The 25,898-nt window shown below is 71.2% G+C and carries 27 protein-coding genes; 13 read left to right on the top strand and 14 right to left on the bottom strand.

What is annotated here, in order from left to right; translation table 11 throughout:
- Nucleotides 1–128 precede the first annotated feature (128 nt).
- Nucleotides 129–368: a GIY-YIG nuclease family protein gene (locus FOF48_RS19455; protein WP_143904266.1), complete on the bottom strand. Its 240-nt coding sequence runs from the start codon at nt 366–368 to the stop codon at nt 129–131.
- A gap of 67 nt (nt 369–435) precedes the next feature.
- A complete protein-coding gene (locus tag FOF48_RS19450; RefSeq protein WP_143904264.1) occupies nt 436–747 on the bottom strand; it encodes a CBS domain-containing protein in 312 nt (103 codons plus the stop codon).
- Nucleotides 748–899: 152 nt separating this feature from the next.
- Between FOF48_RS19450 and FOF48_RS19445 the strand changes: the two genes are divergently transcribed.
- The 4 genes from FOF48_RS19445 to pdxA all read left to right on the top strand — a co-directional run bounded on the left by FOF48_RS19445 (nt 900) and on the right by pdxA (nt 5,168).
- Nucleotides 900–1,919, top strand: coding sequence for an alpha/beta fold hydrolase (locus FOF48_RS19445; RefSeq protein ID WP_143903816.1), 1,020 nt, complete (start codon nt 900–902; stop codon nt 1,917–1,919).
- 173 nt (nt 1,920–2,092) lie between these two features.
- Nucleotides 2,093–3,088 carry a peptidyl-prolyl cis-trans isomerase gene (locus tag FOF48_RS19440; protein WP_143903814.1) on the top strand — a complete coding sequence of 332 codons (996 nt, stop codon included), beginning with the start codon at nt 2,093–2,095 and terminating at the stop codon, nt 3,086–3,088.
- Nucleotides 3,085–4,122, top strand: coding sequence for a peptidylprolyl isomerase (locus FOF48_RS19435; protein WP_328700894.1), 1,038 nt, complete (start codon nt 3,085–3,087; stop codon nt 4,120–4,122). The genes FOF48_RS19440 and FOF48_RS19435 overlap by 4 nt, the downstream gene beginning before the upstream one ends.
- On the top strand, nt 4,119–5,168 hold the full coding sequence (pdxA, locus tag FOF48_RS19430; protein ID WP_255442395.1) for a 4-hydroxythreonine-4-phosphate dehydrogenase PdxA: 1,050 nt from the start codon (nt 4,119–4,121) through the stop codon (nt 5,166–5,168). Before FOF48_RS19435 ends, pdxA begins: the two co-directional genes overlap by 4 nt.
- Here the strand turns inward: pdxA and FOF48_RS19425 are convergent.
- The 6 genes from FOF48_RS19425 to FOF48_RS19400 all read right to left on the bottom strand — a co-directional run bounded on the left by FOF48_RS19425 (nt 5,092) and on the right by FOF48_RS19400 (nt 10,067).
- Entirely contained in the window at nt 5,092–5,424 is a 333-nt protein-coding gene (locus FOF48_RS19425) for a hypothetical protein (RefSeq protein ID WP_143903810.1), read from the bottom strand. The two genes, pdxA and FOF48_RS19425, sit on opposite strands and share 77 nt — an antisense overlap.
- 31 nt (nt 5,425–5,455) lie before the next feature.
- On the bottom strand, nt 5,456–5,950 hold the full coding sequence (locus FOF48_RS19420; RefSeq protein WP_143903808.1) for an SRPBCC domain-containing protein: 495 nt from the start codon (nt 5,948–5,950) through the stop codon (nt 5,456–5,458).
- Nucleotides 5,947–6,291 (bottom strand): helix-turn-helix transcriptional regulator, encoded by a 345-nt coding sequence (locus FOF48_RS19415; RefSeq protein ID WP_143903806.1) that lies wholly within the window; start codon nt 6,289–6,291, stop codon nt 5,947–5,949. The genes FOF48_RS19420 and FOF48_RS19415 overlap by 4 nt, the downstream gene beginning before the upstream one ends.
- A 77-nt stretch (nt 6,292–6,368) precedes the next feature.
- Nucleotides 6,369–8,015, bottom strand: coding sequence for an AgmX/PglI C-terminal domain-containing protein (locus FOF48_RS19410; protein ID WP_143903804.1), 1,647 nt, complete (start codon nt 8,013–8,015; stop codon nt 6,369–6,371).
- A gap of 215 nt (nt 8,016–8,230) precedes the next feature.
- A complete protein-coding gene (locus FOF48_RS19405; RefSeq protein WP_143903802.1) occupies nt 8,231–9,316 on the bottom strand; it encodes an aldo/keto reductase in 1,086 nt (361 codons plus the stop codon).
- Nucleotides 9,317–9,467: 151 nt separating this feature from the next.
- Nucleotides 9,468–10,067, bottom strand: coding sequence for a RedB protein (locus tag FOF48_RS19400; protein ID WP_143903800.1), 600 nt, complete (start codon nt 10,065–10,067; stop codon nt 9,468–9,470).
- A 151-nt stretch (nt 10,068–10,218) separates the two neighbouring features.
- Here FOF48_RS19400 and FOF48_RS19395 point away from each other — a divergent pair, with 151 nt between their 5' ends.
- Both FOF48_RS19395 and FOF48_RS19390 read left to right on the top strand, forming a co-directional pair.
- On the top strand, nt 10,219–11,115 hold the full coding sequence (locus FOF48_RS19395; RefSeq protein ID WP_143903798.1) for a hypothetical protein: 897 nt from the start codon (nt 10,219–10,221) through the stop codon (nt 11,113–11,115).
- Nucleotides 11,112–12,245 carry a hypothetical protein gene (locus FOF48_RS19390; RefSeq protein ID WP_143903796.1) on the top strand — a complete coding sequence of 378 codons (1,134 nt, stop codon included), beginning with the start codon at nt 11,112–11,114 and terminating at the stop codon, nt 12,243–12,245. Before FOF48_RS19395 ends, FOF48_RS19390 begins: the two co-directional genes overlap by 4 nt.
- A gap of 33 nt (nt 12,246–12,278) precedes the next feature.
- Here FOF48_RS19390 and FOF48_RS19385 read toward each other — a convergent pair whose 3' ends face one another.
- The 5 genes from FOF48_RS19385 to FOF48_RS19365 all read right to left on the bottom strand — a co-directional run bounded on the left by FOF48_RS19385 (nt 12,279) and on the right by FOF48_RS19365 (nt 18,115).
- On the bottom strand, nt 12,279–12,614 hold the full coding sequence (locus FOF48_RS19385; RefSeq protein ID WP_143903794.1) for an HPF/RaiA family ribosome-associated protein: 336 nt from the start codon (nt 12,612–12,614) through the stop codon (nt 12,279–12,281).
- Nucleotides 12,615–12,769: 155 nt separating this feature from the next.
- Nucleotides 12,770–14,215, bottom strand: a complete 1,446-nt coding sequence (locus FOF48_RS19380) for a S41 family peptidase (protein WP_143903792.1) — start codon at nt 14,213–14,215, stop codon at nt 12,770–12,772.
- A gap of 162 nt (nt 14,216–14,377) precedes the next feature.
- Nucleotides 14,378–15,391, bottom strand: a complete 1,014-nt coding sequence (locus tag FOF48_RS19375; RefSeq protein ID WP_143903790.1) for a zinc-dependent alcohol dehydrogenase family protein — start codon at nt 15,389–15,391, stop codon at nt 14,378–14,380.
- A gap of 51 nt (nt 15,392–15,442) precedes the next feature.
- Nucleotides 15,443–16,285 carry a GIN domain-containing protein gene (locus FOF48_RS19370; protein ID WP_143903788.1) on the bottom strand — a complete coding sequence of 281 codons (843 nt, stop codon included), beginning with the start codon at nt 16,283–16,285 and terminating at the stop codon, nt 15,443–15,445.
- Nucleotides 16,286–16,318: 33 nt separating this feature from the next.
- Entirely contained in the window at nt 16,319–18,115 is a 1,797-nt protein-coding gene (locus tag FOF48_RS19365) for a hypothetical protein (protein ID WP_186001979.1), read from the bottom strand.
- A gap of 240 nt (nt 18,116–18,355) precedes the next feature.
- On the opposite strand from FOF48_RS19365, the gene FOF48_RS19360 reads away from it, so the two are divergent.
- Nucleotides 18,356–19,234, top strand: coding sequence for an aldo/keto reductase (locus FOF48_RS19360; protein WP_255442394.1), 879 nt, complete (start codon nt 18,356–18,358; stop codon nt 19,232–19,234).
- Nucleotides 19,235–19,238: 4 nt separating this feature from the next.
- On the opposite strand, the gene FOF48_RS19355 is transcribed toward FOF48_RS19360, so the two are convergent.
- Nucleotides 19,239–19,739 (bottom strand): hypothetical protein, encoded by a 501-nt coding sequence (locus tag FOF48_RS19355; RefSeq protein WP_143903786.1) that lies wholly within the window; start codon nt 19,737–19,739, stop codon nt 19,239–19,241.
- Nucleotides 19,740–19,903: 164 nt separating this feature from the next.
- Between FOF48_RS19355 and FOF48_RS19350 the strand changes: the two genes are divergently transcribed.
- The 6 genes from FOF48_RS19350 to FOF48_RS19325 all read left to right on the top strand — a co-directional run bounded on the left by FOF48_RS19350 (nt 19,904) and on the right by FOF48_RS19325 (nt 25,898).
- Nucleotides 19,904–20,422 carry a pyridoxamine 5'-phosphate oxidase family protein gene (locus FOF48_RS19350; RefSeq protein WP_143903784.1) on the top strand — a complete coding sequence of 173 codons (519 nt, stop codon included), beginning with the start codon at nt 19,904–19,906 and terminating at the stop codon, nt 20,420–20,422.
- Nucleotides 20,423–20,830: 408 nt separating this feature from the next.
- A complete protein-coding gene (locus FOF48_RS19345) occupies nt 20,831–22,165 on the top strand; it encodes an inositol-3-phosphate synthase (protein WP_143903782.1) in 1,335 nt (444 codons plus the stop codon).
- The gene (locus FOF48_RS19340; RefSeq protein WP_143903780.1) at nt 22,143–23,078 is read left to right on the top strand and encodes a phosphatase PAP2 family protein; all 936 of its coding nucleotides are present in this window, start codon (nt 22,143–22,145) and stop codon (nt 23,076–23,078) included. The genes FOF48_RS19345 and FOF48_RS19340 overlap by 23 nt, the downstream gene beginning before the upstream one ends.
- Nucleotides 23,071–24,315: a GtrA family protein gene (locus FOF48_RS19335; RefSeq protein ID WP_143903778.1), complete on the top strand. Its 1,245-nt coding sequence runs from the start codon at nt 23,071–23,073 to the stop codon at nt 24,313–24,315. Before FOF48_RS19340 ends, FOF48_RS19335 begins: the two co-directional genes overlap by 8 nt.
- Entirely contained in the window at nt 24,305–25,297 is a 993-nt protein-coding gene (locus tag FOF48_RS19330; protein WP_143903776.1) for a hypothetical protein, read from the top strand. The genes FOF48_RS19335 and FOF48_RS19330 overlap by 11 nt, the downstream gene beginning before the upstream one ends.
- Nucleotides 25,298–25,316: 19 nt before the next feature.
- Entirely contained in the window at nt 25,317–25,898 is a 582-nt protein-coding gene (locus FOF48_RS19325; protein ID WP_143903774.1) for a dual specificity protein phosphatase family protein, read from the top strand.

Below are 25,898 nucleotides of genomic sequence, written 5' to 3'. Positions count from 1 at the left end.
CATCCAGGGGCTTGGCTGATTCATCACCAGGCGATGAAACAGCAGGGAACGCCGCGCCAACTGTCGCTCGCCTCACACCCCGTGCGATGAGGGCACGGCGCTCCACCAACAAGCCACGGGGCCGGGCGTCAACGCCGTCCCACGCGCCGGGTGAAGAGCCGCAGCTTGTCCGCGCGCGTGAGCCGCTTGATGGCGGCCTCGCGGCGCAGGGCGGCGCTCCGGTCCTCCGCGGGCTCGCTCCACACCAGCGTCACCGGCAGCCGGGCCCGCGTGTACGCGGCGCCCTTGCCGCGGCCGTGCGTGGCCAGGCGGCGCTCCAGGTTGTTGGTGGCTCCCGTGTAGAGCGTGCCGTCGCGGCAGCGCAGCATGTACACGGTCCAGGCGGCGGGGGCGGCGGCTGACACGGTCCCCCACTCTACCGTCAGGAGCGCGCCGTCAGGAGCGCATCCGCCCTCCGGGTTCCCGGCCGTACAGGAGCGCGAGCCGCCGTCTCCTCGAACGCACCGCGTGCGTCTTGCGCACGCGCGCCATGACGTCCGACACCTGCGCCAGCGGATCCATCCGCCAGGCCGCCAGCACCTGCGCCTCGTGCACCACCCCCACCAACCCGCCCCCCGCCCCCACCACCCCCACCAGCCGCACGTGGTGCCGCTCCATCACCTTCAAGGCCCCCAGCAGTGTGTCTGTGGGAAAAACGGTGGCAATGAAGGACGACAACGCTTCCTTGAGACCCCGGCCCTGCCTCATCTCCACGACCTCCCCTCGATGGTTTCTCATTCAGTGCAACTGCCCTGCCGTTCCGTGAAAGTCCGGGTGCGACACCCCGGCAACGGCCACGGGTCGGGCGTAGACTGAGGGACGTGACACCACGACAGGCAGCGGCACCCCGGTTGAGCCGGATGGCGGACCTCTTCACCCGTGCGGTCGAGCGGGGAAAGGAGGGGCTGCTGACACTGAGCTTCAAGCCGGACGAGCTGTACCGGGTCCCCACCGACGATGGGGCGGCCATCGCGCTGGGGCGCTACCACCCGCGCGGAGAGCGCCGGTACGCGGAGCCGGTGCTGCTGTGCCATGGGCTGGGGGCAAACCGCTTCCACATGGACTTCAACGAGCAATACAGCCTGGCGCGCTACCTGGCGCGGGCGGGCTTCGAGACATGGGTCATCGAGCTGCGCGGCCGGGGGCTCGCCGGGGCGTGCGCGGACTGGAACTTCGACGACCAGGCGGAGCACGACGTGCGGACGGCCCTGCGCACGGTGCTGTCCACGGGCGCCCAGCAGGTCTTCTGGGTGGGCCACTCCAAGGGCGGCCTGATGCTCTACGCCCACCTGGCGAAGAACCCCCAGGCGCCCGTGAAGGCGGCGGTGTCCCTGGGCGCTCCGTTCACCTTCGCGGTGCAGCCGGGCCTGCGCGCCTTCGTGCAGCGGGTGGAGCCCTTGCTCAAGCTCAAGGTCATCCCCACCCGCCGCGTCACCAGCATCGCGTTCTTCGGGGCGCCGCCGGGGCCGCTCACCCGGTACATGATGCTGGCGGACAACATGGATCCGCAGGTGGTGCGCTGGGCGCTGGCCAACGTGCCGGCGGACATCGCCGGGGGCGTGGGGCGGCAGTTCGCCCGGTGGATCACCACCAGCCAGTTCACGAGCTTCGACGGCGCCTTCGACTATCGCGAACCGCTCGCCGGGGTGCGCATCCCCTTCCTGCTCATCGCCGGCAGCCGGGACCTGCTCGCGCCACCGCTGGCGGTGGCCCGGGCGAAGGAGCACCTGGGGGGCCCGGTGAAGATGCTGGTCGCCGGGCGCGGCCACGGCTTCGCGGAGGACTACGGCCACGCGGACCTGGTGCTGGGCCGCAGGGCGCCGGACGAGATCTTCCCCCAGGTGGAGGCCTTCCTGTCCTCCAACGCCACGCCCGTCTGAGGCGCGAGCCCCGGGGCGCCGGTTGTCCGGGCCCCGACGCCGTGCTACCCGGAGGGCCGTCCCATGGGCCCATCCGTTCGCTTCCCATCCCGGCCGTGACGTCCCGCTTGAATGCCCGGCGGCCCGGCACCACCGTGGCAGGTCCCCTGACCCCTCCCCCGAGGCCTCCGCGCATGCGTCCCGTCCCCTTCCGCGCCTCCCTGCTGTCGTGGTCCACCGCCCTGGCGTTGGGCGTGCTGGGCCTGACGGGCTGCCGGCCGCAGACCCAGGAGGGGCCGGACCCCGCGGTGGTGGCCACCGTGAACGGCGAGTCCCTCAGCCGGACGGACTTCGAACAGGAGCTGTCCCGCGAGCTGGCCACCACGGAGGGCCCCGAGCCCACGCCCGAGGAGGTGGAGCCCTTCAAGCGGGCGCTCGTGGACACGCTGGTGAAGCGGATGCTGCTCCTGCAGTCCGCCAAGCAGAACAACATCGCGGTGACGCCCGAAGAGGTGGACCGGGGCGTGCTGCGGCTGTCAGGCGACTACCCGGCGGGCAACTTCAACGAGGTGCTCGCCCAGGGGCAGCTGTCCATGGCGGAGCTGCGCGCGCGCGAGGCCAGCCGGCTCACCATCGAGAAGCTCTTCATGAACCACGTCTACTCGCGCGTGGCCGTGACGGAGGAGGAGCTGCGCGCCTACTACGCGGCGCACGAGGCGGACTTCCAGGAGCCCGAGGAGGTCCACGCGGCGCAGATGGTGGTCAAGGGGCTGGATGAGGCGCGCAAGCTCCAGGCCCAGCTGAAGGCAGGCAAGAAGTTCTCCGACCTGGCGCGGCGCTATTCACTCAGCGCGGACGCCAAGGTGGGGGGCGACCTGGGCTTCTTCCCCCGCGGACAGATGCCTCCTGCCTTCGACGAGGTGGTATTCAAGCTGGGGGTGGGGCAGGTTTCGGACGTGGTGTCCACGGAGTACGGCTACCACCTGTTCAAGGTGCTGGAGCGCAGGTCGGCGAGGAAGCGGGAGCTGGCGGAGGTGCGCGCGAAGGTGGAGGGGCGCCTGCTGGAGGCCAAGCGGGCGTCGGCGCAGGAGGCGTTCGAGAAGGACCTTCGCGACAAGGCCCAGGTGGTGGTGAACGAGGCCACGCTGCAGACCATCCGCGGGCGGCCGGCGCCGCAGGCGGCGAAGTGAAGGACTTTTCCGGAGGGCGGGCGGTTGGCCTTCCCGGTGTTTCGTTCAAGAGGGTCGTTGCGATGAAGAACCTGGTGGCGTTCCTGGCGGCGGTGATGCTCCTGGCGGGCGGTACGCGCGCCCACGCGGAGCTGGTGGACAAGGTGGCGGCGGTGGTGAACCGCGACGTCATCGCGCTGTCCGAGGTGCAGCAGCGCGCCGCGCCAGAGCTTCAGCGCGTCAACTCGGAGATCGACCCGCACAAGCGCGCCGAGGCCCGCGCGCAGCTCATGAAGACCGCGCTGGACACGCTCATCGGCGAGAAGCTGATGGAGGCGGAGGTCGCGCAGCTGGGCATCACCACCACCGACGCGGAGGTGGATGACCTGGTGCAGGACGTGCTCAAGCAGAACAACGTCAGCGACATGGCCCAGTTCGAGCAGCTGCTCGTGAACGAGGGCCTCACGCTCGCCAGCTACAGGGACATGCTGCGCAAGCGCGTGGTGCGCGACAAGCTGCTGCGCATGAAGGTGGGCCCCAAGGTGAAGGTCACCGAGGAGGACCTGAAGGCCGCCTACACCCAGTACACCCGCCTGGAGAGCGAGGACGTGGAGGTCCACGCCCGCCACATCCTGGTGCAGGTGGACGCCAAGGCCACGCCGGCGCAGGTGGCCGCCGCGAAGCAGAAGGCGGAGGGCATCGCGCAGGAGGCCCGCCGGCCGGGCATGGACTTCTCGGCCCTGGCGCGCGCGCGCAGCGAGGGCCCCAGCGCGTCGGACGGCGGCGACCTGGGCTACTTCAAGCGCGGCGTGATGGTGCCCGCGTTCGAGAAGGCCGCCTTCAGCCTCAAGCAGGGCGAGGTGAGCGAGCCCATCCGCACCAACTTCGGCTGGCACATCCTGAAGGTGGAGGAGCGCCGCAACGTGTCCGTGGCCTCCTTCGAGGAGATGAAGCCCAAGCTGGAGTCCAAGCTCCTCAACGAGAAGACGGAGAAGTTCCTGGAGCAGTACGTCCAGGAGCTGCGCTCGAAGGCCAACGTCGAAGTGAAGATGTGAGGCCCGCCCCGGTGGCCCCGGCCTCCGCGCTGCCTCGCGTGGGCATCTCGCTGGGGGACGTGTCGGGCATCGGGCCGGAGGTGACGGCCCTGGCGCTGGCGAAGCCCGCGGTGCGCCGCGCGCTGGTGCCGGTGGTGTTCGGGGACGGGCCCACGCTGGACGCCTTCCCCCTCTTCCGCCGCTTCCCGCGCGTGGCCCTGGAGGACCTGGGCCGCACCACGGGGCCGGCGGTGGTGGAGGTGACGCGCCTCGCGGAGAAGCACCGCGTGCCGGGCAAGCCGTCGCGCGAGGGCGGCCGGGCGCAGTACGCGTACGTGCGGGCCGCCATCGACGCGATGCGCGCGGGCTCGGTGGACGCGCTGTGCACCGCGCCCGTGTCGAAGGAGGAGATCTCCCGCGCGGGCATCCCCTTCATGGGCCACACGGAGGTGCTGGCGGACGCGTTCGGCGTGGACGTGTTGATGATGATGGACGGGCCGCGCGTGCGCATCGCGCTGGCGACGAACCACGTGCCCATCTCCGCGCTGCCCGGGCTGCTGACGGTGGAGAAGCTGGTGGCGCAGCTCCAGCTGCTGTCGCGCGGCCTGGAGCCGGTGGTGGGCCGCAAGCCGCGCATCGCCGTGCTGGGGCTCAACCCGCATGCGGGCGAGGGCGGGATGCTGGGGCGCGAGGAGGTGGAGGTCATCGGGCCCGCCATCCGCCGCGCGCGGACGAAGCGCGTGGATGCGCACGGGCCCTTCCCCGCCGACGGCCTGTTCGCCCGGCCCGACGAGGTGGGCGCGAAGTACGACGCGGTGCTGGCCATGTACCACGACCAGGGACTCATCCCCGCCAAGGCCCTGGACTTCGAGCGCACGGTGAACGTGACGCTGGGGCTGCCAGTGCCGCGCACGTCCCCGGACCACGGCACCGCCTACGCCATCGCGGGCACCGGCACGGCGAGCTGCGTGCCGATGATGGAGGCCCTGCTCAAGGCGGCCCGGCTTTCGCGAGCCCCTGGCACAGGTGCTCGGCCAGGTCCTCGCCGTCCGCCTTCGGGTCGATGAGCTTCGCGTGCGTGCCCCGCGCCGTGGCGTCGGGGACGACGAGCACCGTGACCCGCCCCGTGGGGCAGTGACCCAGGCAGGACGCGGGGATGAGCTGCGTCCTGTCCGCCAGGCCGTGCGCCCTCAGCGCTTCGCGCACGCGGCGCGGAAGGTCCACCCCGCCCGCGTCCACCGGCAGCCGCATCAGGCAGCGGTGACACAGATGCAACTCGATGGGGTCTGGACCCTCCGTCCCCGGAGGCGCTTGCTTCGCCATGGCCCGGAGAAGATAGGCGCCGCCGGGGCGCTCAGCGCTGGAATCGCTTCGTGAGCTTGCCCAGCTGGCTCTGCATCCCAGCGGACGCCCGCTGCGTCCACTCCTCGCTGTGCATCGCGTCGGAGGTCACCGTCATCCGCACGTCCTTCCCCTGCGGATGAAACTCCACCACGGTGGAGACGGTGTACGGCGTGACGCCAGGGATGAAGTCCACCGCGTGCCGGTACGCCAGCCGGCGCTGGGGCGTCAGCTCCGTGAAGGTCCACTGCGCGGGGCTGGAGAGGGGCATGCCCGCCCTCTTCATGAAGGCGATCTGCTCCGGCGCGGTGGCGATCATGTCGTAGCGAACCAGGCCCTCGGGGCGCGCGGCGACTTCGTGGACCTTCACGGAGAAGCCCTCCGGGCCCCACCAGGACTCGATGCCATCCTTCGTCGTCCACAGCTCCCAGACCTCGTCGAGCGACGCGGTGTAGGTGCGCTCGAAGGTGAAGGTGGAGCGCTTCGGGGTCTCGGTCTCGTTCGTCATGGGGGTTCCTCCTCGGGTGGGGCCTTGCGTGTCCGACGCCTTCGCTCCAGGGCCTCGCCGAACCTGTCGAGCCGGGCCTCCCAGAGGCTCCGATACCCGGTGACCCAGGCATCGAGCTGCTGAAAGGGCTCCGGACGCAGCGAATACAGCCGCTTCGTCCCCTCCGGGCGGACCTGGACGAAGCCCGCCTCCTGGAGGATGCGCAGGTGCCGCGAGACACCGGACTGCTGGATGTCGACCCGCTCGACCAGGTCGTTCACCGCCAGCTCACCGCCCCGAAGCGCCTCGACAAGGCGCCGACGCGTGGGGTCGGCCAGGGTCTCGAAGACGTCAACATTCATTGGTATGTATATACATACCCATAGATGTTATACCTGTCCAGTCCCTTCCGTCCGTGCCCGGCGGGAGGACGGGCGGCCTAGAAGACGAAGGGGTAGCGCACGGGGGCCTCCAGGGCGGCGTGGTGCACGGGGAACTTCCAGCCGCGCACCTGGTCCTCGATGCAGCCCGCGAGCGGGGAGCCGCGCAGGGCCTCCGTCTCCATGGCCACGCCGGACACGGCGCCGGAGGTGTCCACCGACCAGCGCACCTGGAAGCGCCCGCCGTGCTCCAGCGCGGTGCCTGCCTTGAAGGCCTGGACGCAGGCGGCGATGGCGGGCTGGTTCGTGACGACGACGCTGGTGACGTCCGCGGGCGTCAGGCGCTCGCGCTCGGAGGTCGGGGCCGGCGGGATGTAGACGGTCTTCTCCTGGGGCTGCTTCGAAGCCCGGACCTGGGAGGCCTGAGCGTCGTCGGTGAAGCCCAGCTCGCGGGCGAAGTCCTCGTCGATTTCGGACTCCGGCTGCGCGGCCTCCTCGGCCTCGGCTTCTTCGGCGGCCTGACGGGCCTGGGCCAGCTCCTCGGCGGAGAGCTCACCGCCGAAGGACAGCTCGCGGACCTCGCCGCGGTCCTCTGGCGCTTCGAGCGTCTCGGCGCGAGGGGCCGCGGCGACCTTCTTCTTCGTCGTCGGTGCGGCCGGCGTGGTGTCCGGGGCCAACGTGCGCAGTCCGGTGGTGAGGCCCGCGTTCGCCGGGCCCGCGAGTCCGGGCGCGTTGGGCGTCAGGGCCTGCGCGGCGCGCTGCGCGTCCGTCAGCGCGGGAGTGTTCACGCTGCCCGCGATGGCCTGCGCGAGGCTGGACGCGGGCTGCGTGCCGGAGCGCCCCTGCGCGTCCGCGACGCTCGCGGCACTGCCTTGCGTGAAGCTCCCGCTGACCTGCGTACCGGAGAGGCCCTGCGCGTCCGTGACGCTCGCGGTGCCTTGCGTGAGGCTCCCGCTGAGCTGCGTGCCCGTGGAGGCGGCCTGCGATCGCGGAGACGTGGCCCCCGCGAGAGACGGGGCACTCACGGGGGCGAGCAGCGCTCGCGGCGCGGACGACGTGATGGGCGCGTGTGAGCCGGTGTTCGACGTCAACCGCAGACCCGCGACGACCAGCAGGCCCGCGGTGAGCGCGCCCATCGCCACCGCGCTGACGAACGACAGCGGGCCCATGCCGAGGATGCGCGTCGAGGCGTCGGCGAAGCCGGGCAGCGGCGCTTCGGGCTCCACCGGAGCGGCGTAGGGGCTCCACGGCTGCCGCGCGTAGGCCTCGGCGGGCGAGCCGGGCGCGGCCCAGGCGTTCGACCGCGGCGCGGCGTCCCACTCCGTCACCGCCCCGCACGACGCCTCATGCAGGGAGGTGGCCATCCAGCGCGTGGACGTCGTCGGTGCCTCGGCGCGCAGCCACTCGGGGATGAAGACGTTGGCCGCTTCGGCCGACAGCGTGAGCGCGGGCTCCGCGTCTTCGTTCGACGGCAGCAGCGACTCCAGCCACGACGCCTCCGTGGAGGCCAGGTCGAGCAGCGCGCCCAGGGGGCCGGACGCGGCGGACTCCGGCGCGGGGTCGGTGTCCTCCTGGGAGGGGCCGGTGAAGAGCGCGCGCTCCAGGCACGCATCCAGCTCGGCATCGAAGGTGTCGGGGTCTCGGGAGAAGTCCGACCCGCCCACCCGCGCATGCGACAGCCCATCGCCCGTCAGTAGCTCGCTCACGCCACCCTCCACGCCGCCCGTACCGCGCCAGACCGCCCATCCACCCGACCGCCAGGGAGCCGATTGTAGGAACGACCCGGGTTCGCGCTACCGCGAGCGTCGGGTCTTGAACGCTCCCGCGCGCATCTCCTCAGGGAGCAGGGCCGAAACGTACGGCCCCGCACTCCACACGGTGCGCGGATGTGCCGACAGGACCCGGCTTTCCGCTGTCCGGATCAGTAGCGCGGCGTCCCCTTCTTGGGCGCCATGGGCCAGGGCGGGGCCTGGACGCCGTTCACGCGCAGGCCCGCGTGCATGAATGACGGCGCGCCCTGGAGGAAGGCCGTCGGGAAGTTGAACGTGGGCTGGGACTGCTCATCCAGCACCTTCACCTGGTCGGGCGTGAGCTTCACGTCCAGCGCGCCCAGGTTGTTGTCCAGCTGCTCCAGCGTGCGCGCTCCCAGGATGGTGGACGCCACGCCCGGGCGGCTCTGCACCCAGGCCAGCGCCACGCGCGCCACCGTCGAGTTCTGCTCCTTCGCCACGCGCTGGAGCGCGTCGATGAGCTTGTAGGTCTTCTCGTTGAGCGACGCCTCCGCCCACGCGCCCCGGTCCGCCTTCTGCTTGCCCGCGTTCTCCCGCGTGTACTTGCCGCTGAGCACCCCGCTGCGCAGCGGAGACCACGGCGTCACGCCCATCCCCAGCTCCCGCGCCATGGGGATGAGCTCGCCCTCCACCGTGCGCTCCAGCAGCGAGTACTCGATCTGCAACGCCACCAGCGGCGCCCACCCGCGGAAGGACGCCATCACCTGCGCTTGCGCCACCTTCCACGCGGGCGTGTCGGAGAAGCCCACGTAGCGGACCTTGCCGGAGCGCACCAGGTCGTCCAGCGCCTGCATCGTCTCCTCGATGGGCGTGTTCGCGTCCCAGGCGTGCATCCAGTACAGGTCGATGTAGTCCGTCTGGAGCCTGCGCAGCGACTCCTCGCACGCCGCCATCACCGACTTGCGGCCCGCGCCACCGCCGTTTGGATCCTTCTCGAAGAGGTTGGAGAAGAACTTCGTGGCGATGACCACCCGGTCGCGCTTCGCGGGGTCCTTGCCCAGGTGGTCCCCGATGATCTTCTCCGAGTGCCCGAACGTGTACGCGTTCGCCGTGTCGATGAAGTTGCCACCGCGCTCGATGAAGCGGTCCATGATGGCGTTGGACGTCTGCACGCTGCTGCCCCAGCCCAGGTCCTCGCCGAACGTCATGGCTCCCAGGCAGAAGGGGCTGACGCGCAGGCCGGAGCGGCCCAAGGTGACGTAGTGGTCGAGCGACATGGAAGCGTTCCCCCGCGAAAAGGTGGCACGGCGCGAAAAGCGCGCGGAGCCAATCCCACACGCCCTACCGCGCCAACCCTCCTTCCCAGGGGACGTCCAAAGCCAGACACCGATTCCTCTCCATCCGCCGTCCGGCCGACACCGGCGGGCCTCAGCGGGTCCGGGGGTCCTCCAACGCGCAGCCATACACGGGCGCGTCGCCCCCTTCACCACCTTCGCGCAGCACGCGCTCCAGCGCCTCGCGCCCCGGGCTGTCACCCCTGTGGCCTCGCGCCACGGTGATGCCCCCGCTGAAGCGAAGGTGCCCGTCCGCGCCGTAGAGCACGACATGGCCGGAGGTCGTCGCGCCGAAGTGCTTCGCCTCCGAGCCATCGGGATCTCTCAGCACCGTGACGCCCGGGATGCGCGCGGCGTCACGCCACAGCTCCCCCTGCTCCCAGCCGTCCTCCAATCCCTCCGGACGCAGGAAGAGGACGAAGGCGTCCACGCGTCCGCCCACGTGCGCCATCAGCGTCTCCAGCTCCGCCACGCTCGCCCGCGTGCAGGCGCATTTCGGGTGCGCGAGCATCACCAGCACCGGGCGCCCCGGGGGACGTGAGAGCCGCGTCCCCTCCGGCCACATCGCCACCGTCGCGGGCACGGCCCCAGGGGTGCTCGCGTATCGGGCCAGCGCCACGACTCCGGCGCCGATGCCGCCCAACCACAGCGCCCCCGCGAGCACCAGCCATCCACGAGGGGAAGGGGCCTTCATGCCGCGCGACTCCTGGGACGTGTCCATCCGGCACGACGCTACTGGCATCAGCCCCCGCGACTCCCCGCCCCGCGGGCCCGGGAAGTGTCCGGGGCCCGGCAGCGCGCCAGCCATTCGGAACATGCCCGAACCCGGGATATGGAAAGTGTCCATGCGAAACCTCTTCCTTGCCCTCGTGGGCATGACGCTGGCGGTCGTGGGTTGCTCGTCGTCCCCCGAAGTGTCCGTTCCCCCGGACGAGCCCACCGTCGAGCGGGGCCCCAAGACCATCGCGGTGGATGGCGACCCCAACGGCCTCTGGTGGGACGCCGAGAGCGCGACCCTCTACATGGCCGACGACCAGAACAACCGCGTGCTGCGCTACCGCGACGGCGAGGGCATCTCGCTGGTGGCGAACCTGCCCGCGGCGCCCGCCAACGGCCCGGGCCTGGGCGCGCTGGCGCGGCTGGCGGACGGCACGCTGGTGGTGGTGCGCTTTGGCGGCGGCACCGCGGGCGACGTCGTCTACGTCCGGCCGGATGGCACCTCCGCCATCATCCCCAACCTTCCGCCCCAGCGCCGCCGCATCGGCATCACCGTCACGAAGGACGGGGAGCTGCTGGACGGCTACTTCGTGCGCAACAACAACGTGAACGTGGGCAGCGTGGCCCGGCTCACCCTGGAGGGCACCGAGCAGGAGGTCGTGGGCGCCCTGGTGAAGCCCGTGGGCGTGCTCGCGGTGGGGGACACGCTCTTCATCAGCGATCAGATCGCGGGCAAGGTGTACCGCTCGCCGCTCTCCGCGCCGTCGCAGTTGGTCGCCTTCGCCACGCTGTCCAGCCCGGACCTGCTGGCCGTGGGCCCCAACGACACGCTGCTCACCGGCAGCCGCGACGGCACCGTGCTGAGCATCCGGCAGTCGGGCGAGGTCAGCGTGATCGCGGGTGGCTTCCAGCAGCCGCACGGCCTGGCGTACGACGCGAAGAACAAGCGCCTCTTCATCGCCGACCACGACGGCACCCCGGAAGACGGCACGAACCACACGCTGCGCATCATCCCGCTCGAATGATGCGCCCCCTTCCGTTCCTCACCCTGGCCCTGCTGTCCGCGTCGGCCGCGCGCGCGGAGGGTCCCCGCATCACGCCCACGCTGGTGGGCGAGGTGGACTACCGCGTCCACGCGGACGACATCGAAGGCCACAACGGGTTCAACCTGGCGCGCTTCCGGTTGGGCGCGCGAGGCGAGCCCGTGCCCTGGCTCGCCGCCGTGGGCACCGCGGAGTGGGCGCAGGAGAAGCCCAACATCCTCGACGCCTACGTCGACCTGTTCGTCATCACGGGCCTGCGCCTGTCGCTGGGCTACGCGAAGACGCCGCTGTTCCCGCTCGCGCGCGACCAGAGCATCGAGACGCTCCCCATCCCGGAGCTGCCCCTGGTGACGCAGGCCTTCTGGCCCCGCCGCGACCTGGGCGTGGAGGCGCAGTGGACGCCCGCGACGCTGCCCCTGGAAGGCTGGCTGCGCCTGGGCAACGGCTCCGGCAGCCCGCTGGGGAATGACAACGCCCAGCCCTCCGTGGACGTGCGCCTGGACGTGCACCACCGCGGCGTGCGCGTGGGCGCGGGCGCGCACGTGGAGGACGCCTTCGACCGGCCCGGCATCGGCGGGCGGCTGCCGCAGGGCTTCCTCTTCTACCGGCCACCGCCCGTGTCCGGCTACCGCACGGTGACGGAGGCCCACGGCCGGCTCGACGCGGGCCCCGTGCGCGTGGACGTGCAGGCGGCGGCCGCGTGGGAGCACCGCTCACGCGACACGGATGGCAACCCGGCCACGCCGCGCGAGTCCCTGCCCCTGCTGCGCAGCCAGGGCCTGGGCGTGGAGGCCTCCTGGGTGGTGCGAGGCAGGCCGCGCGAAGGCGCGCAGTGGCCCCAGGCGCTCGCGGGCGTGGGTTCGGAGGGCATCCCCTCCGGCTCGCTGGAGGTCGCCGCGCGCATGGAGCGGCTGTGGCTGGGACGTGGCGCCGCGGACGTGGTGCCCGGCGGCGCCACGGGCGGCGCGGTGTCCCTGCGCTGGTGGGTGACGAGCTTCCTGGGCGTGGGGGTCGCGGGCTACGTGAACCACTACGACACCCCGCCCGTGGAAGAGCCCACGCGCGACTGGACCTATCTGGCGCTGCTGCGGACGACGGTCAGCATGCACTGACGGCCCGTCCGCGGCCAGGCACGGGCACCGCCGTCAGCGGTGGTGCTCGTGCCGCCGGTCCGCGTGGTGCTGGAGCTGGCGCCGCGCGGCCTCGAAGGCGTCGGTGACGGCCTGGTAGGCATCCGCGTGGGTCGCGAGCTGCGTCGACTCGCGGTCCGCGACGATGTCCCTGCCCGGCACGTGCAGCTCCACCCGGACGTGGAACTGATGGCCCTGCGCGTGGTGGCGGTGCGGCTCCTCCACCACCACGTTGCAGCCGGTGATGCCGTCGAAGAACTGCTCCAGCTTGTCCGCGTGGTCGCGGATGTGCTCGTTGAGGGTGTTGCTCGTCTCCATGCCCCGGTAGGTGATTCGCAGTGCGCGCTTCATCGTCCGCCTCGGCTGGGGCTCCGTCCTCCGGAGCCGTGTGGATCCAAGTCAATGCATGGGTCCGGCCAACTCGAACCCACTGGAAATACCCATAACGGCCTCGCCGTGGCGGGGCACGACGGGACACGCACCCCACCGCATCGGGGCACATTGCCTCACGGCAGCTTGCGCAGGCGGGGCAGCAGCTCCACCACCGGACGGCTCAAGTCCTCCGCGTCCAGGTACACCTGCACGGCGTGTCCCACTCCCTCCAGCGGAGCGTCGAAGTAGTTGCGCTTGGTGGGCACCACCCAGGGCAGGCCCGTGCGCGGCAGGACGAAGCTGGGCGCGTTGCCGTAGGTGAGGAATCCGCCCGTGCGCTCACCGACCATGGGGGCTCCGGTGGCGCGGTGCAGCGCCTCGGCCCCGCTCTCCCCCGACGAAACGGAGTCGCGGTCCACCAGCACCACGATGCGCCCCGTGTACGGCGTCTTCGCGTGGCCCTCCACCCGGCCGCTGTCGAACACGGGACGCGACGGCTCTGGCGCCACGGGCCACTTCGCGCGGAGCACCTGACGCTCCGCCTTCGCCTCCGGCGTGTCCAGCCGTCCATCCACCGCCTGCCGCTGCACGCGCGTGTTCCACTCGAAGCACGGGAAGAACGCGCCGTGCATCCACACCTCGCCAGAGGCGAACCACGGCCCGCGCACCATCGCGTCCAACCATTCGTACACGTAGCCGTTGTTGCCGCCGCCGTTGCCCCGGAGGTCGAACACCAACAGCTTGTGCTTGCGGTGCTTCGGCGCGTCCGCGACGAACTGGCGCAGGCCGGCTTCGGCTTCCGGAGGGCCCGAGAAGCGGCGGATCGTGATGATGCCCACGTCGCCCTTCGGCTCGTACGTGTAGATGTCCTTCGGCTCGTACACACGCGACGGACGTGGAGGCCGGACCGCGAGGGGGATGGACGCCGCTCCACACCGCAGCGTCCGCGTGTCCCCGCCGCCTCTCGCGGACACGGTGAGCCGCTGTCCGCGAGAGCCGTCCGCCTTCAGCACCGGCGCCACCCGCAGCGTGTCCGCCTGCGCTCCCGGCACGCTGTTCGCGTCACACGACTCCAGCTCGAGCCCCGCGGGGGCGTCGGTTTGGTATTCGTGGAACGTCAGCCGGGGTTCCTCGCGGAGCAGGGTCAGCAGTCCGTGCGGACCGAAGTGGCTGTCCGGCAGCGCCTCGCGGACAGCGATGGTCGGCGCGAGCACGCCGTCCTGGAAGGACACGGTGGGCCCGGACGCGGCCACCTTCGCGCTCCAGTCCTGGAAGAAGCGATCCGGATCGAACGTGCGATGCGCGAGCAGCTCCGGCCAGCCGGAGTACGTGGTGCGCAGGAGTTGATGCAGGAAGCGCACGTCGTCCGCCAGGGCGGCGCTGTCCACGCGCGTCTCTGGCGTGGGCTTCGGTCGGCGGAAGGCCTCCTGCACCACGGGGCTGTCCGGGTCGTAGCAATACGCGGCGCCCGTGAGCCGCTGCTCCAGGTAGGGCCCATGCGACGCGGGCGGAACGGGAGCAGCGGAGGGCACAGGGGCCGTGGCCAGCAGCAAGCCCCCCATGAGCAAGGTGAAGGACATGCCCCTTCTACGGCACGGCTCTGGACCTCATTGCCTGTCCGCACGCGTCAGCGACCCACGGTGAAACAGCCTCGCACGAGAAAGACGTCCGCGTCGCCGATGAGCACCTGGGCCTCTGGCGGGGAGCGTCACGAGCGGATGCGCGACCCCACCTGCCCCGGGTCAGCCCTCGTCGGCCCGCGTCAGGTCCAGCACCGCCGCCCCGCGCACGCGCCCTTCGCGCAGGGCCTGGAGCGCCTCGTTCGCGGCGGACAGGGGAAACACCCGCACCTCCGTGCGCACGGGCACGCGCGGCGCGAGCGCCAGGAAGTCCACCGCGTCCGCGCGCGTGAGGTTCGCCACCGAGCGCACCACCCGCTCCTCCCACAGCACCGAATAGGGGAAGGACGGGATGTCGCTCATGTGGATGCCGCCGCACACCACCACGCCGCCCTTGTCCACGGCGCGCAGCGCGGCGGGCACCAGCGCGCCCACGGGGGCGAAGAGGATGGCCGCGTCCAGGGGCTCCGGCGGCGGCGTCTCCGAGCCCCCCGCCCACACCGCGCCCAGCTCCCGCGCGAAGGTCTGTCCCGTCGCGTCGCCCTCGCGCGTGAAGCCATACACGTGACGTCCCTGGTGCTTCGCCACCTGGATGAGGATGTGCGCGGCGGCGCCAAAGCCATACAGCCCCAGCCGGGGCCCTTCGCCCGCCATGCGCAGGCTGCGGAAGCCGATGAGCCCCGCGCACATCAGCGGCGCGGCCTCCGCGTCGCGGTACGACGGCGGCAGCGGGAAGCAGTAGCGCGCATCCGCGACGGTGTACTCCGCGAAGCCCCCGTCGAGGTCGTAGCCCGTGAAGCGCGCCGTGTCGCAGAGGTTCTCCCGCCCCGAGAGACAGAAGCGGCAGTGCCCACAGGTCCACCCCAGCCACGGCACGCCCACGCGCGCTCCCGGAGAGAAGCCCCGCACCCGCTCGCCCGCCGTCACCACCGAGGCCACGATTTCATGGCCCGGCACCAGGGGCAGCTTCGGGCGGGGCAACTCCCCGTCCACCACGTGCAGGTCGGTGCGGCACACGGCGCAGGCGTGCACCTTCAACAACACCTGCTCCGGCCCGGGCTCCGGGATGGGCAGCGCCTCCTGCCGCAAGCGTTGCCCCGGTGCGTGGAGCACCATCGCCCGCATGGTCCCTGCCATGGCCCGCCTGCCTTCCCCCCGCGTCCCTCGCGGGTGCTGAAGACAAGCTAGTCAGTGCCAGATGACGCGGCCGCTGCCGTTGACCCGCACCTGGGTGGAGAGCGCGTGCCCGAAGAGGTCCACGCTGCCCGACGAGTCGAGCGAGACGACCACCCCGCCCCCGTCCACGAACGCGGCGACGTGCCCCGACCCCTCCGACACGATGTCCACGTCCACGGCCCTGAGCCCCTGGGCCTCGATGCCGCCGCTGCCGTCCAGCCGGGCCCCGAGCCGGTTGGTGGCCCCCGTGAGCGTCATGCGCCCGGAGCCGTCCGTGCGGGCGCGCACCTGCCTCGCCATCCCGGACCATGCCAGCGTGCCGGAGCCGGACTGGAAGAGGTCCACCCACTCCGCCAGGCCCTCGCCGGCCGCGCACAGCTCCATGCTCCCGGAGCCGCTGAGCTTCGCCTCCAGGGTGCGCACCGCGCCGCAGAAGCGCAGCGCGCCAGAGCCCTTCGCCACCAGCCTCACGTCCTCCTTCACCCGCTCGAAGCCCTCCACGCGCAGGGAGCCGGAGCCGTCCTGCGTCGCGCCCACCATGCGCGGCACCTGGATGTCCACCCGCGCGGGCCCCCGCGGCGCGAACGAGCCGTCCGTCTCGATGACGAGCGTGCCGTCGGAGGACACGAAGGTGCGCACGCGGTGCTGGAGGTTCTCATCCAGGGTGACTCGCACGTCCGCGGCATCGCCCTCGCGCACCACCACGTCCAGCGAGCCCCGGTTCTCCACGACGAGGAAGTCAGGGGACTCCCGCGCCTCCGTGATGGTGTTGCCATTGCCCTGCAGATCTTCGGTGAAGTAGCAGCCGGACATCAGTCCCGCCGCGAGCACGGCCACTCCCAAGCGCTTCCACATGAGTCCCTCCCGCGATTCGAATCGGATGCCGCGTTAGAGCTGCACGCCCAGCAGCACGCCCGGCCACACGCGCACGGTGGTGCGGCCCCCATCGGAGACGCTGCGCCATTGCGGACCGATACCCAACTCCTCCCACCGGTCGCCATTGTCCCAGGTGACCAGCGTATTGCCGGTGACACCTCCGATGAGCGCGAACCGCTTCGCCACCTGCCAGCCCGCCACCAGCCGCAGCTGCCCGAGCACGTTCAGGCCGTCTCCCTCGCGAAAGAGGTTGTCGGCATGGACGGCGCTGCCCATCACGTCCAGGTCGAAGAACACCGGGCCCGCGGGGATGTGCGCGCCAAAGCCCGCGCCCCCCACGTAGCGGCGGCGGTGCGTGTCGGTGCCCGGGTTGAAGCCCACCGTCAGCAGCGTGTGGAAGTGCCGGCCCCCGAACTTCACCGCCACGTTGGTGTACGCGATGTCGCTGGCCCACAGCTGCACGTTCGCCTGGCCGTTGCCGATGAAGCTCAAGAGGCCCAGGGCCTCGCCCTCGGACTCACGGGCCACGTTGATCAACCCGAGCTGGAGCCCGTCCACCTTCCCCGCGATGTTGACGAGCCCCACCTGCGCGCCGGACACATCCCCGCCCACGTTGAGCAGCGACAACTGCGCGCCGTCCAGTTGGCGCGCGTAGTTGAGGCCCGAGGACGCCTGGAGGCCCGTGAGCGACGAGGCCACGTTGAGCCCCACCGCCGCCTGCATGCCCCTCAGTGACTCGGTCGCGATGTTCGCGCCCACCGTGAACTGGCCGCCGACACCACCCGAGCCCGCGATGTTCGCGCCCACCGAGAACTGCCCACCCGTCAGCGCGCCGCCCACCACGTTGCCGCCCACGGCGAACTGGCCCGCCCGCGCCGCGCCCCGCGCCACGTTGAGGCCGACCGAGGACTGGATGCCATCCATATCGCCCGTAGCGATGTTGGCGCCCACGGCGAACTGTCCGCCCGACGCGGCGCCCCGCGCCACGTTGACCCCGAGCGCGAGCTGCGCGCCGGACAACTCCGCGCCCACCCAGTTCGCCCCCAGCGCCATCGCCAGGCCGTCCACCCGCTTCGCATGCGTCGCGAGCATGCCCAGCGCGAACGTCGTCACCACCCGCTCCGTGGCCGCGCCGGCCGTGCTGAGGTGCGGCATCACCATCAGGACCGCGGGGACGTGGATCTCCTCCGTCTCCGAGCGCTGCTGGGCCACGGCGGTTTCCGTGGCGCGCGCCGGCTCACCGCCCGTCGTGGCCTCCACGAGGGGCGCCGGCGACAACGCGCTGGCCGGAGCCGCGACGGTCCGAGCCACGGATCCACTCGCGTCCGGGGGCGTCGCCGCTTGCGCGGAAGCAGGGCGTGAGTCCAGGACACCCGCCTCCTCCGTCGACGCGCGCGCGGCGTGCGGATCCTGCCACGCTCCTGTCTTCACGGGAGCCACGCGAGGATCCGTGGCGCCACCGACTGCCGGCGACGCGTCCGCCTTCGCTGGAGCCACGCGCTGCTCCGAGGCGCCCACCGCCTCCGGCGACGCTCCCGCCTTCGCGGGGGCCGCACCCTTCACGGGCGCCGCACGAGGATCCGTGGCGCCACCTACCGCCGGCGACGCTTCCGCCTTCACGGGAGCCGCGCGCTGCTCCGAGGCGCCCACCGCCTCCGGCGACGCTCCCGCCTTCACAGGAGCCACTTCGGTCCGCGCCGTGACCGCGGTCCCGGCTGGGGCGGCAGTCACCACGGGCACCTCGGCTCCGGCCGTTCCCGCAGCCACCGCGACCATCACCCCGACACACACCGCGACCTTGCGCTTCATCGCCTGGACCTTCCTGCATGAATGGGATTGGGGGCCGCCAATCGGCGCCTCGCCGTCATGCCGGGGCGTCACCGCCCCTCGCGGCGAAGGGAACACCGGCGCTTCGCGGAACTGTCACCTGCCCGCCTCCCCCCAGGAAGCCCGGCATCCAGCGCCTCCGACCGCTACGCTTGCCCCGTGCGCTCCGCTCCTCCGCCCCATCCCTCACGCCCGGAGGGCCCGTCCCGCCGAGAGGTCCTGGTGGCGGGGCTCGCCCTCTCCGCGCTCGCCCAGACGCCCCCCACCCCCGGTCCCCGCATGCTCACCCGCCCCATCCCCAAGTCCGGCGAAGCGCTCCCCGTCATCGGCCTCGGCACCTGGCAGACCTTCGACGTCGGCGGCGCCGCGAACGAGCGCGCGCCCCTGGCCCAGGTCCTCCAGGCGTTCCTCGCCTCGGGCGCGCGCCTCATCGACTCGTCTCCCATGTACGGCCGCTCCGAAGCCGTCGTGGGCGAGCTCCTGAGGCAGTCCGGCCAGGACAAGACGCCCTTCCTCGCCACCAAGGTCTGGACGCGCGGCAAGGCGGAGGGCGCCGCCCAGATGCAGGCCTCCCTCCAGAAGATGGGCCACGGCCGCATGGACCTGATGCAGGTGCACAACCTGGTCGACGTGGACGTCCACCTCCCCGCGCTGCGCGAGCTGAAGGCCGCGAAGAAGCTCCGCTACATCGGCGTCACCCACTACGCGCGCAGCGCCTTCGACGACCTGGAGCGCCACATCCGGAGCAGCGCCCTGGACTTCGTGCAGCTGCCCTACTCGCTCGCGATGCGCGACGCCGAAGCGCGCCTGCTGCCCGCCGCGAAGGAGCACGGCGTCGCCGTGCTGGTGATGGAGCCCTTCGACAAGGGCAACCTCTTCCGCAAGATGAAGGGCCGCCCCCTGCCGGACTGGGCCGCGGAGTTCGACTGCACCAGCTGGGCCCAGTTCTTCCTCAAGTTCATCCTGGGCCACCCCGCCGTGAACTGCCCCCTCCCCGCCACGTCCGACCCCGCCCACCTGGAGGACAACGTGAAGGCGGGCCTGGGGCGCCTCCCGGACGAGAAGACCCGGGCGAGGATGGTGAAGCTGCTCCAGGCGTGAGCCGTCAGCCCCCCAGGTCGGGCGAGGGCGTGTACCGAAGCTCTCCGCCCGTCTCCAGCACCAGCCCGGTGCCGGGCTCCCCCGCCTCGTCGTCGCGCCCCACCTCCAGCACGCTCTCCTCCGCGTCCCACTGGCCCAGGTAGTACTCCCCGCCCGCGGCCATGCACGCGCGCCCCTCCGACACCACCGTCTCCACCACTTCCTTCTTGTCGCTGGTGAGCCGGTAGAGCGTCCACGTCTTGCCGTCCTCGCGGAAGCCCTTCACCAGGTCGGCCAGCTCCTCGTCGCGAGGGGTGCCACCCGCCGCCTCCTCGCGCTTCCACTGGCGCGGCTCCTTCGCCGGTCGCGTCTCATGCCACGCCCGCGCCAGCTCCAGCAGCTTCTGCTGGGCTGCGTCCTGGAGCGCGTGCATCGCGTCCGGCAGCTCGATCTCCTCCAACGCCAGGAGCGCCGTCTCCAGCTGCAGCGCCTTCAGGCTCCACTCGTTCCACGCGGTCTTCAGCATCCGTGTCACTCCCGGCCGTCACGCCTCGTTCCAGACACGGAGCAAGGGAGCGGACCCGGCACGCCCCCTATCACACGCCTGCCTGCCCTGGCGCCGACCCGTCAGTTCCGACGATGTCCCCTGTCCCCCCGCTGCCTAGCTTCAAGTCCCAAGGAGGCGAGCCCATGACGACGACGAAGAATCCCCAGGACGTGGTGCGGCACCTGGGCAAGCTCATCCACGGCATCCAGGTCGCGATGATGACCACCATGGACACGGACGGCAGCCTGCGCAGCCGCCCCATGTGGACCCATGAACAGGACTTCGACGGCGAGCTGTGGTTCTTCACCAACGACCACACCCACAAAGTGGACGAGTTGGAGAACGACCACCACGTCGGGCTCGCCTACTCAGACCCCGCCCGGAACCGGTATGTGTCCATCAGCGGACGCTGCCAGCTGATCCGCGACAAGGCCAAGGCCAGGGAGCTGTGGAGCCCCACCCTCAAGGCCTGGTTCCCGCAAGGGCTGGATGATCCGAACCTCGCCCTCCTGCGCGTCACCGTCGAGAAGGCCGAGTACTGGGACACACCCAACAGCAAGGCGGTCCAGCTGGTCGGCTTCGTGAAGGCCGTCCTCACCGGAGCGCGCTACCACCCGGGTGACAACCAGAAGCTCGACCGGGGCGACCCCCGCCGCCATTGATCAGCAACCGGCGTTTCGCTCTTTCTTAAAATGCTGACGTGCGTGTCAGGGTGTGTGCTAAAGCAAGACAGCCTCGGACTTGTGGCACCCCGACCCACCCAGCACCCTTTCGAGGGAGCGCGCCGAGGCGGGCGAGACTTTTGTCCCGCAGTTGCTGTTTCTCTGACAGCGCCGTTCGTCCTGGCTTGTAGCCGGAGCCCGGCCCGGGTCATGCACCCGACCGGCGCCGTGGTACGAGCGCAGACCGCCTGCACATCACGTTGAAGTGACGAACGGTTTAGAGTATCAACCATCCGCTTTCGAGATTTTCCACCTTCCGTCCGGCAGCGTTGCCGGCGCCGGATGGGGCGGACTCGGAGACGCTCATTGGGGCGGAGCGATTTCCCGCCTTTTGAAGGAATCAGGACGATGGAGAACAAGAAGAAGGTCGCGAAGCCCGAGGGCAAGCTGGCGGTGCTCATCCCGGGCCTGGGCGCTGTGTCCACCACGCTGATGGCGGGTGTGGAGCTGGCGCGGCAGGGCAAGGGCGCCCCCATTGGCTCGCTCACGCAGATGGGCACGGCCCGTCTGGGCAAGCGCACCGACGGTCGCACCGTCAAGCTCAACGAGCTGGTTCCGTTGGCCACCCTGGAGGACGTCGTCTTCGGCGCCTGGGACATCATCAGCGAGGACGCCTATCAGGTGGCCCAGCGCTCCGGCGTGCTGAATGACAAGCACCTGGAGCAGGTGAAGCCCTTCCTGCAGGGCATCAAGCCGAAGCAGGGCGTGCATGATCCGGAGTTCGTGCGGCGCATCGCGGCCAACCACATCAAGGCCACGAAGACGCACCGCGAGAGCATCGAGGCCATCCGCCAGGACATCCGCGACTTCAAGAAGGAGCTCAACGCGAAGCGCGCCGTGATGGTGGTGTGCTCCAGCGTGGAGACCTTCCGCCCGCTGCCGGAGGCCTTCCAGTCGCTGGCCAACTTCGAGAAGGCGCTGGACGCCAACAGCCCGGACGTGAACCCGACGGCGCTGTACACCTACGCGGCCATCAAGGAAGGCGTGCCGTTCGCCAACGCGACGCCGAACGCCAGCGTGGACACGCCGGCGCTGCAGGAGCTGGCGAAGCAGGAGGGCATGCCGGTCGCGGGCCGCGACCTCAAGAGCGGCCAGACGATGATGAAGACCGTCATCGCGCCGGCGCTCAAGGCGCGCATGCTGGGCCTGGAGGGGTGGTTCTCCACCAACATCCTGGGCAACCGCGACGGCGAGGTGCTGGATGATCCCCAGGCCTTCAAGGCCAAGGAGGTCACCAAGTCGAGCGTGCTCGACACCATCCTCCAGCCGGACCTGTACCCGGAGCTGTACAACAAGTACTCGCACAAGGTGTCCATCCACTACTACCCGCCCCGCGGCGACGCGAAGGAGGGTTGGGACAACATCGACATCACCGGGTGGCTGGGCTACCCGATGCAGATCAAGGTCAACTTCCTCTGCCGCGACTCCATCCTGGCGGCGCCGCTGGTCCTGGACATCGCGCTGTTCCTGGACCTGGCGAAGCGGCTGGAGTGGCGGGGCATCCAGGAGTGGATGTCCTTCTACTTCAAGAGCCCCATGGCCCACCCGGGCCTGCCGGTGGAGCACGACCTGTTCATCCAGCTGACCAAGCTGAAGAACACGCTGCGCGTCGTCGCGGGCGAAGAGCCCATCACCCACCTGGGGCTGGACTACTACGGGGATGACCTCCCGCTCGCCCGCTAAGAACCCCTCCGCGTTCAAGTGGCTCGTCACCGTCATGGCGACGGGCCACCTCGCGCTGGTGGTCGCCACTGGCCGGGTCCGGTGGGAGCACATCGCGGCGGACCTGCTGCTGGTGGTGCTGGCGTGGGCCGGCCCCGGCCCGCGGCGGTTCCTCCGCGGTGCGTTCCCGCTGTGGCTCACCGGGATGATCCTCGACAGCCAGTCGCTGTGGCTGGGGGTGCGCGGCGCCATCCACACCGGCGACCTGTGGAACCTGGAGAAGGCCCTGTTCCCCGCCCCGGGCGGCATGAACTGGCCGGAGTGGTGGTCGCTCCACCCCCACACCGCGCTGGACCTGCTGTGTGGCTTCGCCTACGCGGCCTACATCTACGAGGTCTTCCTCGTCGTCCTCTGGTTCTTCTTCATCAAGGACCCGCGCTTCGAGAAGCTCTGCTGGGCGTTCTTCCTGGTGAACGCCATGGGCGTGGTCATCTACGTCCTCTATCCGGCGGCCCCGCCCTGGTACGTGCTGAAGTACGGGCCGGGAGTGGCGGACCTGGCGGCGCTCCCCAGTCCCGCGGGCACCGCGCGCTTCGACGCCTTCTTCGGCATCCACTACTTCGCCAACTTCTACGGCCGCAACCCCAACGTCTTCGGGGCCATGCCGTCGCTGCACGCGGCCTATCCGCTGATGATGGTGCTGGTCCTCTGGCACAAGGGGCCCGCCTGGCGGGTGGGCACCAGCTTGTTCGCGCTGCTCGTCGCCTTTTCCGCTGTGTACCTCACGCACCACTACGTGCTCGACGTGCTCGCGGGTGTCACCGCGGCCGTGGTGGCGTTCGTCGCGGTGAGGGCCGTATTCGCTCGACGGGACCAGGAAGCGCCGGGAGTGGCGTCCGTGTCCCTGCCGTCTGGAGGAAACACCCGTGCATGACAACGTCCTGGCCTGGCTGAGTGGAGACCTGTCCCCCTCGGCGCGCATCTGGACCGCGCTGGCGCCCGCGCTCTTCGCGGTCGCCTACTTCCTGGTGGGGCTGGTGCTCTTTTGCATCCGCTGCGCCATCAAGGGCATCCCGCGGGACGCGGAGACGCTGACGCGCGGCAAGTCGGTGCTGGTGGGCTTCTTCCTGCGCCACTACTTCTTCTGGGTCATCCAGCCGCTGTGGCGGGTGCTGCTGCGCTCGGGGCTGCCGGCCAACGCGCTGTCCATGCTGTCCGGCCTGCTCGGGGTGTCCTCGGGCGTGGCGGTGGCGGCGGGCCGCTTCGCGCTGGGCGGCTGGCTGTTCCTCCTGGCGGGCGTGCTGGACGTGATGGACGGCCGGGTGGCGCGCACCCGCAAGGAGGCCAACCCCGCGGGCGCGGCGCTGGACTCCGTGCTGGACCGCTACGTGGACTCCGCGATGCTGATGGGCCTGGCCTGGTACTACCGGGACACCTGGGTGCTGCTGCCCGCGCTGGGGGCGCTGCTGGGCTCCTCGCTGGTGCCGTACGTGCGCGCCAAGGGAGAAGGCCTGGGCGTGAGCGTGCGCGACGGCGCGATGCAGCGGCTGGAGCGGGTGCTGTTCCTGGGCGTGGGCACGGCGCTGTCGCCCATCCTGGAGGCGCTGTTCTGGCCGGAGCAGAAGCACCCCATGCACTGGCTGGCGGTGGCGGGGCTCGTGTTCGTGGCCATCCTGAGCAACGTCACGGCGGTGTCGCGCTTCCGCACGCTGGTGGCGGCGCTGACGCCGAAGAAGCCGTCGCAGCCGCGCTCGGGCATGGCGCTGTTCGGCTTCAACGCGGCGGCGGGCGCCATCGCCACCACGGTGGACTTCGTGGCGGTGCTGGGCATGGTGGAGTGGGCGAGGCTGTCGCCGGTGCTGGCCACGGTGGTGGGCTGCGTGCTGGGCGGCGTGGTGAACTACTCCCTCAACCGGCTCATCACCTTCCGGAGCCACGGCGCCGTGGCGCCGCAGCTGGCGCGCTACACCCTGGTGAGCGCGACGAGCGCGCTGCTCAACGCGGGCGGCGTGGCGCTGCTCACGCTGCACCCGCAGCTGGCGTACACGCTGGGCTGGTGGGTGGTGCGCGGCGTCGTGTACTTCGCGTGGAACCTGCCCCTGCAGCGCGACTACGTGTTCAACGACGGCTCGTCGGAAGCGCTCATGGAGCAGCGGCCCCATGCGGCGTGAAGCGCGTGCCCGCTGCTTGGGGGCCCTCCTCCTGGGGGCCCTGCTGACGCTGCCGGGGGTAGCGGCGGGCGGCGTGCTGGGGTTGTCGTTCGACGCCAGCGACCGGTACGGGGAGAGCTTCACGTTCGTCGCGGACGCGGACGACGGCACCTACGTGACGGTGACCCTGTCGGTGACGAACATCGGCCCGGGGTCGCGCACGGGCATCTGCCGCGCCACGGTGCTGCGGCCGGGCAAGCCCACCTGGGCGCCCCAGTCGCGCATGGGCGCGAAGGACTGGAACTACGCGCCGGCCACCGACACCCTCACCCTGGGCGCATGCACGGCCCGGGCGACGGACGAGGGCCTGTCGGTGGAGGTGCTGCTGGACAACGGCCGGGTGAAGCTGGAGTACGCGCGCAAGCCCTCGCCGTGGTCGCCAGAGGGCTCCGTGGTGGAGCAGGGCAAGGACCGCTACCGACACGAGGTGCTGCTGGGCGCGAGCCCCGTGAAGGTGACGCTCCAGGTGCCCAAGACGGAGGCGGTGACGCTGACGGGCGGCGGGTACGTGGACCACTCGCGCAGCACGGTGGCGCCCGCGAAGGTCGCCCGGCGCTGGGTGCGCTTCCGGGCGCTCAAGGGCCCGCAGAACGCGGTGGTGCTGGGGCGCGAGGGGCAGGACGGCGGCTATGCCCCCGTCTACGTCTGGGAGGACAAGGGGCCCGCGCTGCTGCTGGAGTCCTTCACGCTCACGCGGACCGGAGAGAAGGAGAAGAGCACCTGGCGGGCGGAGCTCACCGACCGCGACGGCAAGCCGGCGCTCACGCTCCGCGGCACCACGCTCCTGCAGCGCAGCGCGCCGGTGGAGTCGCTGGGCATGCTGGGCGGGCTGGTGCGGCCGGTGGTGGGCTCACCGGTGACGTACCTGCTGCGAGGCGTGATGGAGCGTCCAGGCAAGGCGCCGGTGGACGGGTTGATGGAAGTGACGCTGGAAGGCGAGTAGCAGGAGGCGAAGGGTCCCCGTGAGCGAGTCGCTGCTTCGGTCCGTGCATCATGTCCCCGGCGTCCGGGGGTTCGTGCGCAAGCAGGTGTTGCGGGTGGTGGCGCGCGGGGTGGAGTGGACCACCAAGCTCCCCGGCAAGCGCGCCCTCAACGTGTCCCAGGTGAATGGCTGGCTGCACGTGGGCGGCAGCGTGCCCCGCGCGCGCTACGGCGAGCTGAAGGCCCAGGGCATCACCTGCGTCATCGACCTGCGCGCGGAGCGCCGCGACGACCGCGAGGCCCTGGCGGCGCTGGGCATCGAGCTGCTGAGCCTGCCGGTGACGGACCGCTATCCGCCGTCCGTGGAGCAGCTGTCGCGGGGCGTGCGGTGGGCGCTGCCCCGGCTGGACGCGGGCGGCGTGCTGTACGCGCACTGCGAGCACGGCGTGGGCCGGGGGCCGCTGATGGGGCTCGCGGTGATGGTGGCGCGCGGCTGGGACGCGCCGGAGGCGTACCGGGCGGTGCGCCGCGCGCGCTGGCAGGCGACGCTGAACGACCGGCAGCTGCGGGGACTGGCGGACTTCGTGGCCGCCTGGACGGGCGTGCCCGAGCAGGCGGCCTGA

Source organism: Corallococcus sp. Z5C101001 (assembly GCF_007352635.1).
GTDB lineage: Bacteria > Myxococcota > Myxococcia > Myxococcales > Myxococcaceae > Corallococcus > Corallococcus silvisoli.
The sequence above is the reverse complement of the archived record's forward strand: the minus strand, read 5'-3'. Positions and strand labels throughout refer to the sequence as shown.

Excerpts from the sequence above, each read along its gene's own strand:
- FOF48_RS19455 (WP_143904266.1), bottom strand. The coding sequence starts at position 368 with ATGCTGCGCTGCCGCGACGGCACGCTCTACACGGGAGCCACCAACAAC.
- FOF48_RS19450 (WP_143904264.1), bottom strand. The coding sequence starts at position 747 with ATGAGGCAGGGCCGGGGTCTCAAGGAAGCGTTGTCGTCCTTCATTGCC.
- FOF48_RS19445 (WP_143903816.1), top strand. The coding sequence starts at position 900 with ATGGCGGACCTCTTCACCCGTGCGGTCGAGCGGGGAAAGGAGGGGCTG.
- FOF48_RS19440 (WP_143903814.1), top strand. The coding sequence starts at position 2,093 with ATGCGTCCCGTCCCCTTCCGCGCCTCCCTGCTGTCGTGGTCCACCGCC.
- FOF48_RS19425 (WP_143903810.1), bottom strand. The coding sequence starts at position 5,424 with ATGGCGAAGCAAGCGCCTCCGGGGACGGAGGGTCCAGACCCCATCGAG.
- FOF48_RS19420 (WP_143903808.1), bottom strand. The coding sequence starts at position 5,950 with ATGACGAACGAGACCGAGACCCCGAAGCGCTCCACCTTCACCTTCGAG.
- FOF48_RS19415 (WP_143903806.1), bottom strand. The coding sequence starts at position 6,291 with ATGAATGTTGACGTCTTCGAGACCCTGGCCGACCCCACGCGTCGGCGC.
- FOF48_RS19405 (WP_143903802.1), bottom strand. The coding sequence starts at position 9,316 with ATGTCGCTCGACCACTACGTCACCTTGGGCCGCTCCGGCCTGCGCGTC.
- FOF48_RS19400 (WP_143903800.1), bottom strand. The coding sequence starts at position 10,067 with ATGAAGGCCCCTTCCCCTCGTGGATGGCTGGTGCTCGCGGGGGCGCTG.
- FOF48_RS19395 (WP_143903798.1), top strand. The coding sequence starts at position 10,219 with ATGCGAAACCTCTTCCTTGCCCTCGTGGGCATGACGCTGGCGGTCGTG.
- FOF48_RS19390 (WP_143903796.1), top strand. The coding sequence starts at position 11,112 with ATGATGCGCCCCCTTCCGTTCCTCACCCTGGCCCTGCTGTCCGCGTCG.
- FOF48_RS19385 (WP_143903794.1), bottom strand. The coding sequence starts at position 12,614 with ATGAAGCGCGCACTGCGAATCACCTACCGGGGCATGGAGACGAGCAAC.
- FOF48_RS19380 (WP_143903792.1), bottom strand. The coding sequence starts at position 14,215 with ATGTCCTTCACCTTGCTCATGGGGGGCTTGCTGCTGGCCACGGCCCCT.
- FOF48_RS19375 (WP_143903790.1), bottom strand. The coding sequence starts at position 15,391 with ATGGCAGGGACCATGCGGGCGATGGTGCTCCACGCACCGGGGCAACGC.
- FOF48_RS19370 (WP_143903788.1), bottom strand. The coding sequence starts at position 16,285 with ATGTGGAAGCGCTTGGGAGTGGCCGTGCTCGCGGCGGGACTGATGTCC.
- FOF48_RS19365 (WP_186001979.1), bottom strand. The coding sequence starts at position 18,115 with ATGAAGCGCAAGGTCGCGGTGTGTGTCGGGGTGATGGTCGCGGTGGCT.
- FOF48_RS19355 (WP_143903786.1), bottom strand. The coding sequence starts at position 19,739 with ATGCTGAAGACCGCGTGGAACGAGTGGAGCCTGAAGGCGCTGCAGCTG.
- FOF48_RS19350 (WP_143903784.1), top strand. The coding sequence starts at position 19,904 with ATGACGACGACGAAGAATCCCCAGGACGTGGTGCGGCACCTGGGCAAG.
- FOF48_RS19345 (WP_143903782.1), top strand. The coding sequence starts at position 20,831 with ATGGAGAACAAGAAGAAGGTCGCGAAGCCCGAGGGCAAGCTGGCGGTG.
- FOF48_RS19340 (WP_143903780.1), top strand. The coding sequence starts at position 22,143 with ATGACCTCCCGCTCGCCCGCTAAGAACCCCTCCGCGTTCAAGTGGCTC.
- FOF48_RS19330 (WP_143903776.1), top strand. The coding sequence starts at position 24,305 with ATGCGGCGTGAAGCGCGTGCCCGCTGCTTGGGGGCCCTCCTCCTGGGG.